Source organism: Sphingomonas canaveralia, assembly GCF_047238125.1.
Taxonomy (GTDB): domain Bacteria; phylum Pseudomonadota; class Alphaproteobacteria; order Sphingomonadales; family Sphingomonadaceae; genus JBDFMH01.
Map to the genome: position 1 here is coordinate 2913917 of NZ_JBDFMH010000001.1, position 15465 is coordinate 2929381.

Here is a 15465-nt window from a genome sequence, read left to right on the forward strand (position 1 = left end):
GCGTTGCCATGTCCGCGCATTTCAAGATCACGCTTCCCGACGGTTCGGTGCGCGAGGTGCCGGCGGGCACCACCCCGGCCGATATCGCGGCGGCGATCGGGCCGGGACTGGCGAAGGCGGCGCTCGCCGCGCGCGTCGACGGCGAGCTGCGCGATATCGGCCGGCCGTTCGAGGGCGATGCGCAGCTGGCGCTCGTCACCGCGCGGGACGAGGCGGACGCGCTGGAGCTGGCGCGCCACGATTATGCGCATGTGCTGGCCGAAGCGGTGCAGCATCTGTTCCCTGGCACGCAGATCACCTTCGGCCCGGCCACCGATGATGGCTTCTATTATGATTTCGCGCCGAAGGACCGCCCCTTCACCGAGGAGGATCTGCCCGCGATCGAGGCCGAGATGCGCCGCATCATCGCGAAGGACGAGCCGCTGGTGCGCGAGGTCTGGGATCGTGCCGAGCTGATCGCGCGCTGGCAGCGCCAAGGCGAGACGTTCAAGGCCGAATGGGCGGCCGAGCTGCCCGGTGACGAGGAACTGACCGTCTATCGTTCGGGCCAGGGCGACGAGGCTTGGCTGGACATGTGCCGCGGCCCGCATCTGGCCTCCACCGGCAAGCTCGACCCCGCCGCGTTCAGGCTGACGCGCGTGTCCGGCGCCTATTGGCGCGGCGACCAGAAGAACGCGATGCTCAGCCGCATCTATGGCACCGGCTGGCTCAACAAGAAGCAGCTCGACCAGCATCTGTTCCGGCTTGAAGAGGCTGCCAAGCGCGATCATCGCCGGCTGGGGCAGGAGATGGACCTGTTCCACCTGCAGGCCGAAGCGCATGGATCGGTCTTCTGGCACCCCAAGGGCTATATCATCTGGCGCGAGCTGGAGGCCTATATGCGCCGCGCGATTGATGCGGCGGGCTATCGCGAGGTGAAGACCCCGCAGGTGATGGACGCGCGCCAGTGGGAGCAATCCGGCCACTGGGGCAAGTATCGCGAGAATATGTTCGTCATCCCGGACGAGGTGCCCAACACCGCGGACGAGGGGCCGATCGTCTCGGACGATGCCGAGTGGATGGCGCTCAAGCCGATGAACTGCCCGGCGCATGTGCTGATCTTCCGGCAGGGCATCAAATCCTACCGCGATCTGCCGCTGCGCTTCTACGAGAATGGCTGCTGCCATCGCAACGAGCCACATGGCGCGCTGCACGGGCTGATGCGCGTGCGCCAGTTCACCCAGGACGACGCCCACATCTTCTGCCGCGAGGACCAGATCGTGGCCGAGGTGCGCGCCTTCTGCGAGCTGGCGGACCGGATCTACAAGGATTTCGGCTTCACCTACGCCATCAAGCTGGCGCTGCGTCCTGAAAAGCGGTTCGGCAGCGATGCGATGTGGGACCTTTCCGAGAACGAGCTGCGCGACGCAGTCGTCGAGGCGGGGTTGGCGACGTCCGACTATGGCTGGGAAGAACTTCCCGGCGAAGGCGCCTTCTATGCGCCCAAGCTGGAATGGCACCTGACCGATGCGATCGGGCGGACCTGGCAGGTGGGCACCATCCAGTCCGATCGTGTGCTGCCCGAACGGCTGGATGCCAGCTATGTCGGCGAGGATGGCGAGCGCCACCGCCCAATCATGCTGCACCGCGCGATCTTCGGCAGCTATGAGCGCTTCATCGGTATCCTGATCGAGCATTTCGCGGGCAAGCTGCCGGTGTGGCTGGCCCCGGTGCAGGCGGTGGTGGCGACGATCGTGTCCGATGCGGACGACTATGCGAAGGGCGCAGTCGATCGGCTGAAGGGTGCGGGCATCCGCGTCGAACCGGACCTGCGCAATGAGAAGATCAACTACAAAGTGCGCGAGCACAGCCTGGCCAAGGTGCCGTTCCTGCTGGTGGTCGGCAAGCGCGAGGCCGAGGAAGGCACCGTGGCGATCCGCCGCCTGGGCGACCAGGGCCAGACCGTGATGCCGCTGGACGATGCGATCGCGCTGCTGCGCAAGGAAGCTACCCCGCCCGATCTGGCCAGTTGACCCGGCCACAGCGCGCTCCCCTTCCAAGATGAACCGCGAAGGACTATATCGGCGCCGTCCCACGGACGACGAACAGGAGAATCTGCTATACGCCCGCCCATGATGCGTCGCGGCCTCGGCCCGACCCCTATGCCTCTCAACGGCCCTCGCTACAACGAATTCATCCAGAGCCAGAAGGTCCGGGTGATCGACGAGAATGGCGAGAATCTGGGCGTGATGTACACGCGCGAGGCGATGGAGCAGGCGCAGGAAGTGGGCCTCGACCTCGTCGAGGTGTCGCCGAACGCGGATCCGCCCGTCGCCAAGTTCCTCGATGTCGGCAAGTTCAAGTACGAGACGCAGAAGAAGGCGAACCTCGCCCGCAAGTCTCAGAAGACGCAAGAGATCAAGGAGATCAAGATGCGTCCGAACATCGACGACCACGATTATGACACGAAGATGAAGAAGGTCTTCGAATTCATCGACGAGGGCGACAAGGTGAAGCTGACGCTGCGGTTCCGCGGGCGCGAGCTCGCCCACGGCCAGCTTGGCATGCAGGTACTGCAGCGGGTTCAGGCCGATGTCGCCGAAGTGGCCAAGGTGGAGCAGTTCCCCCGCATGGAAGGCCGCCAGATGCTGATGGTGATCGCGCCCAAATAGGCGCGGTTCGCGGCATGGCGCACCGTGCAGGCGGTCATCCGATCACGCCGGATGGCCGCTATTTCGTCGTGCGGGGCCGGCTGTGGCGGATGAGCGATCCGGGGCTGGGCGAGGAACGACGGGCCGTGCTCGTCTCGGACCTGATGGTGGCGCGATCCGGCATGGCCCGTGCCCGTCGCGCGGGAGCGGCGACGGCGCCGTTCCGGGAAGCGGTCGATATCGCCAAGCGCGCGCTGGGCGAACGCGGGCCGGTCTGGTGGGATGACGGCGCGCCCGACTATAATCGGTACCTTGCCAAAAACACGCCCTATGCGGAGTGGTGGTCGGCGCAATCTTCCGATTGACGTGCGGTGCGCGGCCGGGTCCACAGGCCATCGCGCGGCTTGCCGGCGAAGCGCTGGCGGCGAAGCGCCTGGCCCCCCGCCTTCGCGATCCAGCCGAGCTTGTCCGCCTTGGTCGTGACGATCCGGCGATCCCAGCTATGGTCACGGCGGCGGATCACCTCGCGCGCAATATCGCCATAGATGCCGGCGGCGGCGAGTACCGCCCAAGCCGAACGAAATGGCAGTGCCGGCGTGCCCGCCCGCGCGGATTCCTCGTAGCCCGCGGCCAGCGTCGCCAGCCGGCAGCCGACCAGCCCGGCGCGCTTGCGGTAGATCGGGCGCATCAGTTCGCCGGGCGGAATGTCATAGTCGGAGAGCCAGTCCATCGGCACGTAGCAGCGGCCGACGGCATCGTCCTCGCTCAAGTCTCGGGCGATGTTGGCGAGCTGGAAGGCGAGACCGAGGTCGCAGGCGCGATCGAGCGTGGCATCGTCGTCGGCCGGCACGCCCATCACGATCGCCATCATCACGCCGACCGCGCCCGCGACATGATAGCAGTAGCGCAGCAGATCATCCTCGCTGCGCGGGCAAAAGCCGGCGGCATCGAGTGCGAACCCCTCGATCACGTCGAACGGCAGGGCGTGCGGGATCGCGCATTCGGCCGCCACCACGCCCAGCGCATCGAAGGCGGGATCGCCGGTGCGTTCGCCGGCCAGCGCCCGCGCCGTCAGGTCGCGGATCAGCGCCAGCCGCGCGGGGGCGTCGTCGATCGCGGTCAGGCCATGGCCATGATCCTGCCCGTCGATCAGATCGTCGGTCCTGCGGCACCAGGCGTAGAGCAGCCAGGCGCGTTCGCGGGTAGTACGATCGAACAGGCGCGACGCGGCTGAAAAGCTCTTCGATCCGCGCGCGATCGCGATCCGCGCCGCTTCGACCAGTGCCGCCCGATCGGAATTCACAACTGGCTGCGCACCAGATCTACGACGGACGGGGCGGGGACATGATCGGCAAATTTTTCGAGCAGCGTTTCGATGTCGTCCGCCTCGATCAGGTTGGCGCGGTGGGCGGGGCGCAGGAAGCCGGCATCGACCACCTTGTCCATGAACGCGATCAGATGATCGTAGAAGCCGCCGACGTTAAGCAGCCCGACCGGCTTTTCATGATAGCCGAGCTGCGCCCAGCTCAGCGCCTCGAACAATTCGTCCATCGTGCCGGTGCCGCCGGGGATGGTGACGAAGCCATCCGCCAGATCAGTCATCATCTGCTTGCGCTGGTGCATCGTGCCGACGATGTGGAGTTCGGTGCAGCCGCGATGCGCCACTTCGGCATCGCGCAGCACTTCGGGGATGACGCCGATCACCTCGCCGCCGGCTTCGAGCGCGCTATCGGCGACCAGCCCCATCAGTCCCAGCCGGCCGCCGCCATAGACCACGCCGATGCCACGCGCCGCCAGCGTGCGGCCGAGCGCCACCGCGGCTTCGGCATAAGCCGGATCGGTGCCGGGGCGCGATCCGCAATAGACGGCGAGCCGCTTCACGCGCGCAGATCCTCCAGCATCAGCTTGGCGGTGGCCTTCGCCGATCCGACCACGCCGGGAATGCCCGCGCCCGGATGGGTGCCGGCACCGGTGAAGTAGAGGTTGGGGATCTTGTCGTCGCGGTTGTGGACGCGGAAGAAGGCGCTTTGCGTCAGCAGCGGTTCCAGGCTGAACGCGGAACCAAGGTGCGCGCCGAGATCGCGGCCGAAATCGGCCGGCGTGTAGTGAAAGCGCGTGACGAGGCGATCCTTCAGGCCAGGGATCAGCCTTTTCTCCACCTCTGCCAGAATGCGATCGGCATAGGCCTCGCCGGCGGTGTCCCAGTCAATCGGCAGCTTGCCCATGTGCGGCACCGGCGCCAGCGCATAGAAGGTCGAGCAGCCCTCGGGCGCCATCGACGGATCGGTGACGGTCGGGTGGTGCAGATAGATCGAGAAATCCTCGGCCAGCACGCCATGATCGTAGATGTCGGTCAGCAACCCTTTGTAGCGCGGGCCGAACAGGATCATGTGATGCGGAATGCCGGGCCACGCGCCCTTCACGCCGAAATGAACGACGAACAGCGATGGTGAATAGCGCTTGCGCGACAGCGCGGAGGTCGCCCGCTTGCCCCGCGGCGTGCCGCCAAGCAACGTGGCATAGGTGTGCATCACGTCCGCATTGGAGGCGACGGCATCGAAATCGCGATGCCAGCCGCTGGCGGTGGTGACGCCGGTTGCGCGGTCGCCCAGCGTATCGATCCGCGCCACCGGATCGTTCAGCCGCAGCGTGCCGCCCAGTCGTTCGAACTGGGTGACCATCGCCGCAACGAGCCGGTTGGTGCCGCCTTTCGCGAACCAGACGCCGCCATCCTTTTCCAGCTTGTGGATCAGCGCATAGATGGCACTGGTCGTCATCGGATTGCCGCCGACCAGCAACGTGTGGAACGACAGCGCCTCGCGCAGCTTCTCGTTCTTCACGAAGCTGGACACCATCGAATAGACCGAGCGCCAGGCCTGCCGCTTCGCCAGCGCGGGCGCCGCCTTCATCATCGATGCGAAATCGAGGAAGGCGACATGGCCGAGCTTCTCATAGCCTTCACGATAGACCGCAGCGGCATAATCGAGGAACTTGGCGTAGCCGGCGATATCGGCCGGGTTCAGCTTCTCGATCTCGCGATTGAGGCCGGCATCGTCGTTCGAATAATCGAAATTGGTGCCGTCGGGCCAGTTGAGCCGGTAGAAGGGCATCACCGGCATCAGCTCGATGTCGGCGGCCATGTCGCGTCCGCTCAAGGCCCACAATTCCTGCAGGCAGGCGGGATCGGTGATCACGGTTGGCCCGGCATCGAAGGTGAAGTCTTCGCGTTCCCAGACATAGGCGCGGCCGCCCGGGCGATCCCGCGCTTCGAGGATCGTGGTGGCAATTCCCGCCGATTGCAGCCGGATGGCGAGCGCAAGCCCGCCGAACCCGGCACCGATGACCGCGGCCGTCTTGTTCATTTCGCCTCTTTCAGCACTTTCAGCGCGCGCGAGATGGGAACGGGCGGCTTGCCGGCCAACACCCGCAGCTTGTCCGCCCGAGTTGATCGGGCGGCGTAGAACCGCCCGATCAGGCGCGGGCGCAGCGTGTAGAATCGTTCCAGCACGCGGTAGCGTTCGGCCGGGGCGGCGGCGCGGAACAACATCCTGTCCAGCAGGCGATAGAAGCCGCGATCGGCCCAGCTAACCGACGCAAGATCGTGCAGCGCGGACGCCAGCGCCGGACCGGTCAGATCCGCCATCCCGGCGATCAGGTGCGCGGTGCGCACCGCATCGGGCAGCGAATAGCCGGTGGTGGGGTGGAACAAGCCCGCGCGGACCCCGGCCTTGCCGACCGCGCTGCCGCCGGACTGCCAATAGGCCTCGAAATCGCCGCCCAGCGCCACCGGCAGCACCCCGGTTTCGCGCCGGCCGGTCGAGACGACTTGCCATCCGCGCTGCGCGGCATAGGCGTGCACCCGGCTGGCCAGCAGATCAGGCTGGAGCTTCGGCGAATCGCTGTAATAGGTATCTTCGATGAACAGCGTGCGTTCGTCGAACGGCAGCACATAGACGAAGCGATAGCCGTCATACTGGTCGACCGTCGCGTCCATCACGATCGGCCGCTCCACCCCGTGCGGCTCCGCCAGCACCAGTTCCTCGCCCAGGAATTTCTGCCAGCCCACATCGAGCAGCGACAGCGTGCCTGCGCCGCGCGCATCGATCACCCCGCCCGCCTCGATCCGGGTGCCGTCTTCGAGCGTAACAGTGCGCGCGCCGACGCCGAGCGCGCGCCGCCCGGTCATCACGCGATCCGCGGGCAGCGCATTGCGGACTGCGGCATCCAGCCGTTCCGAAGGGATTGAATAATAGGGCGTCTTCAACAGTCGCGAATGGCTGGGAAAGCGGACCTCGTAACTGGGCCAGGCATAGGCGACGAGGGGGGCGAGGATGTCGCGCTGGTCGCGCGGCACATCGCTTTCGAAGAAGGACCAGATGTGGTTGCCGCCGATTCGCTCGCCCGCCTCGATCAGCACGACATCCAGCTCGGGCCGCTTCGCCGCGAGGGCAAGCGCGATCAGGCCGCCGGCGAGCCCGCCGCCGACGATCGCGATGTCATGAGGGGCGCCGCTGGCCATCGATCCCGCGCATAGCGGAGGCGGTGCGGGGCGCATAGGGGGCTCGCCGGTTGCCTCGCCTGCGGCCGCACCGTAGCGAGGGGGCGGCCATGGACATCTATCTTCCGATCGCCGGCCTGTCGGTCAACATGCTCGTCATCGTCGGGCTCGGCGGTGTCGTGGGCTTGCTGGCCGGAATGTTCGGCGTCGGCGGCGGTTTCCTCACCACGCCGCTGCTGATCTTCTACGGGATTCCGCCTGCCGTCGCGGTGGCGTCCTCCGCTACCCAGATCACCGGTGCCAGCGTTTCGGGCGTGTTCGCGCATTTCCGGCGCGACGGCGTCGATTTCCGGATGGGGGCGGTACTGGTGGCGGGCGGCGCGCTCGGCGCGCTGCTCGGCGGCTTCATCTTCCGGATGCTCCAGGACAGCGGCCAGATCGATACGGTGGTGGCGATCCTCTACGTGTTCCTGCTGGGCGGAATCGGCATCCTGATGGCGAAGGAGGCGATCCAGGCGGTAGTTGCCAGCCGCCGCGGCACCGTGGCCCCAGTCACCGCGCGCCGCCACCATCCGCTGATCGCGGCGCTGCCGATGCGGTGGCGGTTCTATCGGTCGGGGCTGTACATCTCTCCGCTCGCCCCCTTCGCACTTGGCTTCATGACCGGTGCACTGACCGTGTTGATGGGTGTGGGCGGCGGCTTCATCCTGGTGCCGGCGATGATCTATCTGCTCGGCATGTCGACACGGGTGGTGGTTGGCACCTCGCTGTTCCAGATCCTGTTCGTGACCGCCGCCACCACGATGGTGCATGCGCTGACGACCGAGGCTGTGGATATCGTGCTGGCTGTGCTGCTGCTGATCGGCAGCGTGACGGGCGCGCAGCTCGGCGCGCGCTTCGCCAACAGGCTGAAACCCGAATATCTGCGCCTGTTCCTGGCGTTCATGGTGCTGACGGTCGCGCTGCGGATGCTGCTGGGGCTGACCTGGCGGCCGGAGGAGATCTACACGGTGCAGCCGCTGTGAAGGCGGCGACCGCGCTGCTGGCGATGGCGGCGCCGTTGCTGATGGCCCAGGCCAAGCCCAAGCTGGTGCCCGATGTCTCGCAGCGGCGGATCGAAATCATCTACAGTTTCACCGGGGCGGAACTGCTGCTGTTCGGCGCGATCCTCTATCCCGGTGGTCGCGTACCAAAGGATCCGCCCGATATCGCCGTGGTGTTGAAAGGACCGGCCGAATCGATCACGGTTCGCGAGAAGGCCCGCATTGCCGGGATCTGGCTGAACGCGGACAGCGCGCGCTTTCGATCGGTTCCGACCTTCTATGCCATCGCGGCGTCGCGCCCGCTGAAGGAACTGACCGACGCGCGGACTGCGGCGATCTACGAACTGGGGATCAGCAACATCCAGCTTTCGCCGGCCAGCGGCGCGGCGCCCGAGGAGGCGCGCCGGTTCGAGGCCGGTCTGGTCGACCTCAAGCGCCGGTCCGGCCTCTATACCGAAGGCGAGCATGGCGTGGAGATCAGCGAGGGCGTGCTCTATCGCGCGCGCATCCAGGTGCCGGCGCGGGTTCCCGTCGGCAATTACACAGCGGAGACGTTCCTGATCCAGGACGGCCGCGTCGTGGCGGGTGCCGTCCGCGATATCGCGATCGAGAAGACGGGGTTCGAACGGCTCGTGGCGGTGGCCGCGCGCAACTGGTCGTTCGCCTATGGGCTGGCGGCGGTTGCGGTCTCGCTGCTGCTCGGCTGGGCGGCGGGGGCGTTGTTCAACCGCCGCGCGTGACATGGCGGCCCGGACCAAAGCCCTAAATTAACGTCTGGCGACTAAGACCTGAGGCTGATCGCATCAGGACGGCCGAGAGCAATGAACGACATGACTGGAATGCAGGGCTTTGCGGTTGGACTGGGCGTCGTGCGGCCAGCCGCCCCGTCGCCGCTGGAAGCCGTCGAGATCGGACGGTTGATCGAGATCGCCGGCTCCTCTTCGCAAGCGCTGCTCGACGGCGCGATCCTCCAGTCCCTGGCTGGCGAGCCCGATCCGTCGGTGGCCATGGCCGGGCAGGTCGGCAGCATGATCAAGGTTGCGGTCGGCAAGCGCTGGCTGATCGCCAATGTCCGCTCGCTGCGGCTGGCGGATCATGACGGCGATCGGATCCTCGCCTTCATCGACTTTCTGGGCGAAGGCGACGAGGAGCGGCTGACCGGCCGCCTGACCAATTTCCGACGCGGCGTCACGCGCTATCCGGTGCCCGGCAGCCGGGTCTTCCCGGTTTCCAGCCCCGAGATGAAGCAGATGTTCGCAGCGGACGACCGGCCGCATATCGAGATCGGCACCATCTATCCCACTGCCGACATCCGTGGCGCGCTGTTCGTCGATGCGATGCTGGGCAAGCATTTCGCGCTGCTGGGATCGACCGGCACCGGCAAATCGACGTCCGCTGCGCTGATCCTGCACCGCATCTGCCAGCTGGCCCCCGAAGGCCATATCGTGATGATCGATCCGCACGGCGAATATTCGGCCGCGTTCAAATCCACCGGCGAGATCTTCGACGTCAACAATCTGGCGATGCCGTATTGGCTGATGAACTTCGAGGAGCATTGCGAAGTCTTCATCAGCTCGCAGGGGGCGGAGCGGCAGGCGGACTGCGACGTGCTGGCGAAATGCCTGCTGGCGGCGCGCGCGAAGGGACGGCTTGGCGAAAGCATCCCCAAGCTGACAGTCGATTCGCCGATCCCCTATCTGCTGTCCGATCTCGGCAACATCCTGCAGACCGAGATGGGCAAGATGGACAAGTCCGGCGGCACCGGGCCCTATATGCGGCTGAAATCCAAGCTGGACGAAATCAAGACCGATCCGCGCTACAGCTTCATGTTCTCCGGGATGCTGGTCGGCGATACGATGGCGGCCTTCTTACAGAAGATTTTCCGGCTGCCCGGGCACGGCAAGCCGATTTCGATCATCGACGTCTCGGGCGTGCCATCGGACATCACCTCGGTCGTGGTAGCGGTGCTCAGCCGGATGGTGTTCGATTATGCGATCTGGAGCCGCGAGGAAGCGCAGCGCCCGATCCTGCTCGTCTGCGAGGAAGCGCATCGCTACATCCCGTCGGATCGGGTGACGACCGGTGGCGCGGTCCGCAAGATTCTGGAACGGATTGCCAAGGAAGGCCGTAAATATGGCGTGTCGCTGGGCCTGATCACGCAGCGGCCGTCGGATCTGGCCGAAGGCGTGCTCTCGCAATGCGGCACGATCATCGCGATGCGCCTGAACAACGAGCGTGACCAGGCCTATGTGAAGGCGGCGATGCCCGAAGGCGCGCGCGGCTTCCTCGATTCGATCCCCGCGCTGCGCAACCGCGAATGCATCATCTGCGGCGAAGGCGTGGCGATCCCAATCCGGGTCACGCTCGACGATCTCGAGCCCGAAAAGCGCCCGGCGTCCAGCGATCCGCTCTTCTCCGACCTCTGGCGACAGACCGGTGGCGAGGATGAGATCGTCACGCGCACCATCCGCAAGTGGCGCAGCCAGGGGCGGTAAGCCGCCGTCCGCCATTGTCCGTTCGCCCGAGCTCGTCGAAAGGCTGCCCTTTCTTCGCAGCCGAGACGATGCGGGCCGAAGACAGGGCAGTGTTTCGAAAGACTCAGCACGAACGGGATTGAAGGGGGCCGGGATCGAGACAGCGTGACCGATGTCCGCCGCAGGATCAGGCCGCCGGCTTGTCGTCCTTCTTCGCGGTCGCAGTGCGGTTCGCGCCCAGCGGCACTGCCAGCAGACGGTTCAGCTTGGCCTTGAACTGCTGCAGCTCGGCTCCCGCCAGCAGTGCGGTGCTGATGAAGCTGATCGATTTCGGGTTGATCGCTACATTGTTGCGATAAACCTCGTAATGCAGGTGCGGGCCGGTCGACAGGCCGGTCGAGCCGACATAGCCGATGACCTGGCCCTGCGATACGCGCTGCCCGGGCTGTGCCACGATCCGGCTCATATGGGCATAGGCTGTGGCGAGACCGCCGGAATGGCTGAGCTTCACATAATTGCCATGGCCGCCATGGCGGCCGGCGAAGACGACAGTGCCGTCGGTCGCTGCCACGATCGGCGAGCCATAGGCCGCCCCGAAATCGAGCCCCTTGTGAAAGCGCGAAAAGCCGAGCACCGGGTGGCGGCGCAGGCCGAAGCCCGACGTCAGCCGGCCGATCACCGGTGCGCGCATGATGCCCTTGCGTTCGCCCACGCCCGAAGCCTCGAACCATTGTTCGCGCCCGCCGAGCGTCCACTTCAGCATCCGCGTCTGCTTGCGGCCCTGATCGAGCCCGGCATAGAGCAGCTGGCCCACCTCGACTTCGCCGGTGGCGGCGCGGCGATGCTCGACGATGATGTCGAACCGGTCGTCGGAGCGGACGTCGCGACTGACCGACATGCGCTGTGCGATCGCGCGAAGGTAGGTCTCGACCGCCTTGGCCGGCGCGCCGGCCGCGCGCGCGGACCGGAACAGGCTGCTGCCCACCCGGCCCTGAATCCGCAGCGGTGTCTCGTCCACCGCGATCGGGGTCGGCACCAGCTTCAGCCGGCCGCCGATCCGCTCGACCGCGAGCTGGAGATCGAAGCGTGCCCGGAACGACAGCGCGTCCAGCGGGCGCGCGACGTTGCGGTTGGGCCTGCGACCGAGCGTGATGCCGATCCGCGTGCCGGGCTTGATCGCATCGATATCGGTAGTGCCGCGGACCATGTCGGCGATCGCGACCGCTTCGGCGCGGGCGACGCCCGACCGCTCCAGCACGCGCGCGAAACCGTCGCCGCGGCCGAGTGTGGCGGCCAGATCGATCGAGGGACGCTCGGGCGTGTCGACCAGCGGCTGCACCGCATCGGTCGCGGCCATCCGCCGGCCGGTGTCGGCGCCGAAAGCGGCCGGGGCAATACCGATCGTGCGGGCCTCATCCCATTGCGCTTCGGCCAAGGGCGCGGGGGCGGCAGCCGGGATCGACTGGAAGCCCGGCGAAAGCAGGATCGTGGTTGCGCACAGCGCGGCGCAGGTGGCCGCGCCCCGCCACCATTCACGGCTGCCGATGCGTGCGCCAAGATCGACGACGAGATCGAGATCCTCGATCCAGTGTGCCGCCTTGCGGCCGAACACGGGCGCAGCCGCCGCCGGTGCGCGCAGGCCCGCCGCCAGGGTTAGCGTGGCGCCCGCGCCGCCGATGCCGAACTCGTTGCGCTGGAACAAGCCCGCGCCCCCCGCAAATTGCCAATGCCCCCGCCATGCGCAGCATGGCCGGTGGCGAGGACTGTGGGGTAGGATGGTTAAAGTAAAGCTAACAGGCGGCCGACCGATTCCGGTGCGCGGCGAACGGTTTGCGGGATCCGACGAAGCGTTCCCCGTGTTGGAACATCCCTCCCGCGGCTGCATCGTGGGGCGCCGAAATCGCCGCTTGCATCGGCAATGCAGACGCCCGACATCAAGGATATGGCGCGTCATGATGCCAGTCCGCTCGTCGCGGTGCTCGGCCCAACAAATACGGGCAAGACCCATCTCGCGATCGAGCGGATGTGCGGCCATTCCAGTGGCATGATGGGCTTTCCGCTCCGGCTGCTCGCCCGCGAGGTCTATGACCGGATCGTGCGCATCAAGGGCGAGCGCTCGGTCGCGCTGATCACCGGCGAGGAGAAGATCCTGCCGCCGGAGGCGCGCTGGTTCTGCTGCACGGCGGAATCAATGCCGCTCGACCGCGACTATGCGTTCGTCGCGCTGGACGAGGCGCAGCTAGGCGCTGATCCCGAGCGTGGTCATGTCTTCACCGATCGGCTGCTGCGCGCGCGCGGCCGCGAGGAGACGATGATCCTGGGTTCGGACACGCTGCGCCCGCTGCTGCGGGAGCTGGTGCCGGAGGCCGAGATCATCTCACGGCCGCGCTTTTCCACACTCAGCTACGCCGGGGTCACCAAGCTTTCGCGATTGCCGCCGCGCTCGGCGATCGTCGCCTTCTCGGCCGAGGAAGTCTACGCCGTGGCGGAGATGCTGCGGCGGCTGCGCGGTGGTGCGGCAGTGGTGATGGGCGCGCTCTCGCCTTCCACCCGCAATGCTCAGGTGGCGATGTTCCAGGCTGGCGAGGTCGATTATATCGTCGCAACCGATGCGATCGGCATGGGGCTGAACATGGATGTCGCCCATGTCGCCTTCGCCTCCCTGCGCAAGTTCGACGGCCGCCGCCAGCGCCGGTTGACGATATCGGAAATGGCGCAGATCGCCGGCCGCGCGGGCCGCCATCAGCGCGACGGCACGTTCGGCACGCTGGGTTTCGAAGGCGCGCGCGGCGCCGCGTTCGACGAGGAGGAAATCGCCGCCATCGAGGCGCATCGCTTCCCCCCGCTCAACCATCTTTACTGGCGCGAGGGCCGGCCTTCGCTGGACAGCGTGGATGCGCTGATCGCCGATCTGGAACGCAAGCCCGATCTGCCCGGGTTGCGCGCGGCCCGCGAGGCGACCGACCTGTCGGTGCTGAAGCGGTTGGCGGAAGAGGATTGGGTGCGCCAACGCGCACGCGGCCAGCGCGCGGTCGCCCGGCTGTGGGCGGCCTGCGGCCTGCCCGACTTCCGCAAGACCGGGGCGGAGCCGCACAGCCGGCTCGTGGCACGGATCTATCGCCACCTGAGCGAAGGCGACGGCCACCTTCCGGCAAGCTGGTTCGCGGAAGAGATCGCGCGGCTGGACAATGTGCAGGGCGATGTCGAAACGGTTGCGGATCGCATCGCGGGGGTGCGGACCTGGGCCTATATCGCGCACCGCGCCGACTGGCTGGCGGAGCCCGCCAAATGGGCCGACCGCACGCGCCGGCTGGAGGAGAAGCTGTCCGATGCGCTGCACCAGCGACTGACGCAGCGCTTCGTCGACCGACGCACGGCAGTGCTGATGCGTGATCTCGGTGCGCGAGGCCTGGATGCCCTGCCGGTGACGATCGCGGACGACGGCACGGTGGCCGTGGCTGACGAGCCGATCGGCCGCCTGGATGGATTCCGCTTCCGCGTCGATCCCGACGCCAAGCTGGCCGACAAGAAGCGCCTGCTGGCAGCGGCCGAACGCAAGCTGGGCGGTGCGCTGGGCGATCGTGCGCGTGCGCTGGCCGCCGATGGCGACGAGCATTTTGCGCTGGCGACCGATCCGGGCCTGCCGGTCGCGATCCTCTGGCGCGGGCATCTGGTCGGCCGGTTGCGGCGGGGGCGCGGCCTGCTGAGCCCGCGGATCGAGCTGCACCGCGCGCTGGATGCGCTGCCGCCGGCGGAACGGCGGCTGATCGAGGCGCGGCTGGAAGCATGGGTGGCGGCAATGGTCGCACGCCACCTGGCGCCGCTGGCCGCGTTGCTGGCGGCGGCGCGCGATCCGGCCGAGCCGCCGGCGCTGCGCGCGCTGTTCGCCCCGCTGGCCGAGGCCGGGGGGGCGATCGATCGGCGCGGGCACGATGCGATGGTGGCGTCGATCGATCGCGATGCGCGGCGGCGCGCGGCGCGGCTGGGCGTAAAGCTCGGCACGCTCGATCTTTATCTGCCGGCACTGTTGAAGCCTGATGCCATGCGCTGGCGCGTGGCGCTGCTGGCGGCTCATGCGGGCGAGCCGATGGCTGCGCTGCCACGTGACGGCGCGGTGGTTGTGGAAACGCCGCCCGATCGGGCCACGTGCGAAGCCCATCTGCGTGCCGGCTTCCGCCCGCTCGGCGCGCAGATGCTGCGGATCGACATGGTCGAGCGGCTGGCCCGGATCGCGCACGATGCCCGCCCCGCGGACGGCGGCGTGCGCGCGCCGATCGCACCCGATCCGTCGCTGGCGATCTCGCTGGGGCTGAAGCCGCCCAGCTTTTCGCAACTCATGCTGGCGCTCGGCTTCAGGCCCGGTGCGGCGGGGCAGGGCTGGCTTTGGAAGGGGCGGCGGCCCGCGCGCATGACGGGGCCGCAACCGGCCGCACCGCCGCGGCCCGGCAACGCCTTCTCCGCGCTCGCCGCGCTACGGGGCGGGCATGGCTGATCAGCAGCGGCTGGACCGTTTCCTCTGGTACGTGCGGCTGGCAAAGACGCGGAGTGCCGCACAGGCTCTGGCGGAAGCCGGCCGGTTGCGGATCGACGGGCGCGTGATCGATCGCGCGCATGCCGCGGTTCGCGTCGGCAACGTGCTCAGCTTTGCGCTGCACGACCGGGTGCGCGTACTGCGTATCGTCGCGCTGCCCGCCCGCCGTGGCCCGCCTGCCGAAGCCCGCGACTGCTTCGAGGAAATCGGCACCTAGAGAGCGACATCTCGATCCCCACCGCGTCCGTGTCGAGCGCAGTCGAGGCACGGTTGGCATTGCCTGCGGCAC

The 15465-nt window shown here is 67.5% G+C and carries 13 protein-coding genes; 8 read left to right on the forward strand and 5 right to left on the reverse strand.

Annotation, left to right across the window (positions count from 1 at the left end):
- Positions 1-8: 8 nt before the first annotated feature.
- From thrS to ABC347_RS14580, 3 genes are all read left to right on the forward strand, one after another.
- A complete protein-coding gene (gene thrS / locus ABC347_RS14570) occupies positions 9-2012 on the forward strand; it encodes a threonine--tRNA ligase (RefSeq protein WP_413246432.1) in 2004 nt (667 codons plus the stop codon).
- Positions 2013-2141: 129 nt separating this feature from the next.
- Positions 2142-2651, forward strand: coding sequence for a translation initiation factor IF-3 (infC, locus tag ABC347_RS14575; RefSeq protein WP_413247075.1), 510 nt, complete (start codon positions 2142-2144; stop codon positions 2649-2651).
- Between the two features lie 14 nt (positions 2652-2665).
- Positions 2666-2995 (forward strand): hypothetical protein, encoded by a 330-nt coding sequence (locus ABC347_RS14580; RefSeq protein WP_413246433.1) that lies wholly within the window; start codon positions 2666-2668, stop codon positions 2993-2995.
- On the opposite strand, the gene ABC347_RS14585 is transcribed toward ABC347_RS14580, so the two are convergent.
- From ABC347_RS14585 to crtY, 4 genes are read right to left on the reverse strand one after another with little or no spacing between them, the layout of a single operon-like run.
- Positions 2959-3933, reverse strand: coding sequence for a phytoene/squalene synthase family protein (locus ABC347_RS14585; RefSeq protein WP_413246434.1), 975 nt, complete (start codon positions 3931-3933; stop codon positions 2959-2961). The two genes, ABC347_RS14580 and ABC347_RS14585, sit on opposite strands and share 37 nt — an antisense overlap.
- Positions 3930-4511 carry an LOG family protein gene (locus ABC347_RS14590; RefSeq protein ID WP_413246435.1) on the reverse strand — a complete coding sequence of 194 codons (582 nt, stop codon included), beginning with the start codon at positions 4509-4511 and terminating at the stop codon, positions 3930-3932. Before ABC347_RS14590 ends, ABC347_RS14585 begins: the two co-directional genes overlap by 4 nt.
- The gene (locus ABC347_RS14595) at positions 4508-5992 is read right to left on the reverse strand and encodes a phytoene desaturase (RefSeq protein ID WP_413246436.1); all 1485 of its coding nucleotides are present in this window, start codon (positions 5990-5992) and stop codon (positions 4508-4510) included. The genes ABC347_RS14590 and ABC347_RS14595 overlap by 4 nt, the downstream gene beginning before the upstream one ends.
- A complete protein-coding gene (gene crtY, locus ABC347_RS14600; RefSeq protein WP_413246437.1) occupies positions 5989-7149 on the reverse strand; it encodes a lycopene beta-cyclase CrtY in 1161 nt (386 codons plus the stop codon). Before crtY ends, ABC347_RS14595 begins: the two co-directional genes overlap by 4 nt.
- A gap of 89 nt (positions 7150-7238) precedes the next feature.
- On the opposite strand from crtY, the gene ABC347_RS14605 reads away from it, so the two are divergent.
- The 3 genes from ABC347_RS14605 (at position 7239) to ABC347_RS14615 (ending at position 10666) form a co-directional block, all read left to right on the forward strand.
- On the forward strand, positions 7239-8153 hold the full coding sequence (locus ABC347_RS14605; RefSeq protein ID WP_413246438.1) for a sulfite exporter TauE/SafE family protein: 915 nt from the start codon (positions 7239-7241) through the stop codon (positions 8151-8153).
- Positions 8154-8176: 23 nt separating this feature from the next.
- The gene (locus ABC347_RS14610; RefSeq protein ID WP_413247076.1) at positions 8177-8911 is read left to right on the forward strand and encodes a TIGR02186 family protein; all 735 of its coding nucleotides are present in this window, start codon (positions 8177-8179) and stop codon (positions 8909-8911) included.
- A 90-nt stretch (positions 8912-9001) separates the two neighbouring features.
- The gene (locus tag ABC347_RS14615; RefSeq protein WP_413247077.1) at positions 9002-10666 is read left to right on the forward strand and encodes an ATP-binding protein; all 1665 of its coding nucleotides are present in this window, start codon (positions 9002-9004) and stop codon (positions 10664-10666) included.
- Positions 10667-10832: 166 nt separating this feature from the next.
- Here the strand turns inward: ABC347_RS14615 and ABC347_RS14620 are convergent, their stop codons facing one another.
- A complete protein-coding gene (locus tag ABC347_RS14620; protein WP_413246439.1) occupies positions 10833-12347 on the reverse strand; it encodes a M23 family metallopeptidase in 1515 nt (504 codons plus the stop codon).
- 240 nt (positions 12348-12587) lie between these two features.
- On the opposite strand from ABC347_RS14620, the gene ABC347_RS14625 reads away from it, so the two are divergent.
- Complete coding sequence (locus ABC347_RS14625; protein WP_413246440.1) at positions 12588-15137, forward strand: helicase-related protein; 2550 nt, start codon at positions 12588-12590, stop codon at positions 15135-15137.
- Positions 15130-15393 carry an RNA-binding S4 domain-containing protein gene (locus ABC347_RS14630; protein WP_413246441.1) on the forward strand — a complete coding sequence of 88 codons (264 nt, stop codon included), beginning with the start codon at positions 15130-15132 and terminating at the stop codon, positions 15391-15393. Before ABC347_RS14625 ends, ABC347_RS14630 begins: the two co-directional genes overlap by 8 nt.
- The last annotated feature ends 72 nt before the right edge of the window (positions 15394-15465 follow it).

Bases quoted from the DNA above. Each gene is read 5' to 3' on its own strand.
- crtY (WP_413246437.1), bottom strand. From the start codon at position 7,149: ATGGCCAGCGGCGCCCCTCATGACATCGCGATCGTCGGCGGCGGGCTC.
- ABC347_RS14605 (WP_413246438.1), top strand. From the start codon at position 7,239: ATGGACATCTATCTTCCGATCGCCGGCCTGTCGGTCAACATGCTCGTC.
- infC (WP_413247075.1), top strand. From the start codon at position 2,142: ATGCCTCTCAACGGCCCTCGCTACAACGAATTCATCCAGAGCCAGAAG.
- ABC347_RS14615 (WP_413247077.1), top strand. From the start codon at position 9,002: ATGACTGGAATGCAGGGCTTTGCGGTTGGACTGGGCGTCGTGCGGCCA.
- ABC347_RS14610 (WP_413247076.1), top strand. From the start codon at position 8,177: ATGGCGGCGCCGTTGCTGATGGCCCAGGCCAAGCCCAAGCTGGTGCCC.
- thrS (WP_413246432.1), top strand. From the start codon at position 9: ATGTCCGCGCATTTCAAGATCACGCTTCCCGACGGTTCGGTGCGCGAG.
- ABC347_RS14580 (WP_413246433.1), top strand. From the start codon at position 2,666: ATGGCGCACCGTGCAGGCGGTCATCCGATCACGCCGGATGGCCGCTAT.
- ABC347_RS14595 (WP_413246436.1), bottom strand. From the start codon at position 5,992: ATGAACAAGACGGCCGCGGTCATCGGTGCCGGGTTCGGCGGGCTTGCG.
- ABC347_RS14625 (WP_413246440.1), top strand. From the start codon at position 12,588: ATGGCGCGTCATGATGCCAGTCCGCTCGTCGCGGTGCTCGGCCCAACA.
- ABC347_RS14630 (WP_413246441.1), top strand. From the start codon at position 15,130: ATGGCTGATCAGCAGCGGCTGGACCGTTTCCTCTGGTACGTGCGGCTG.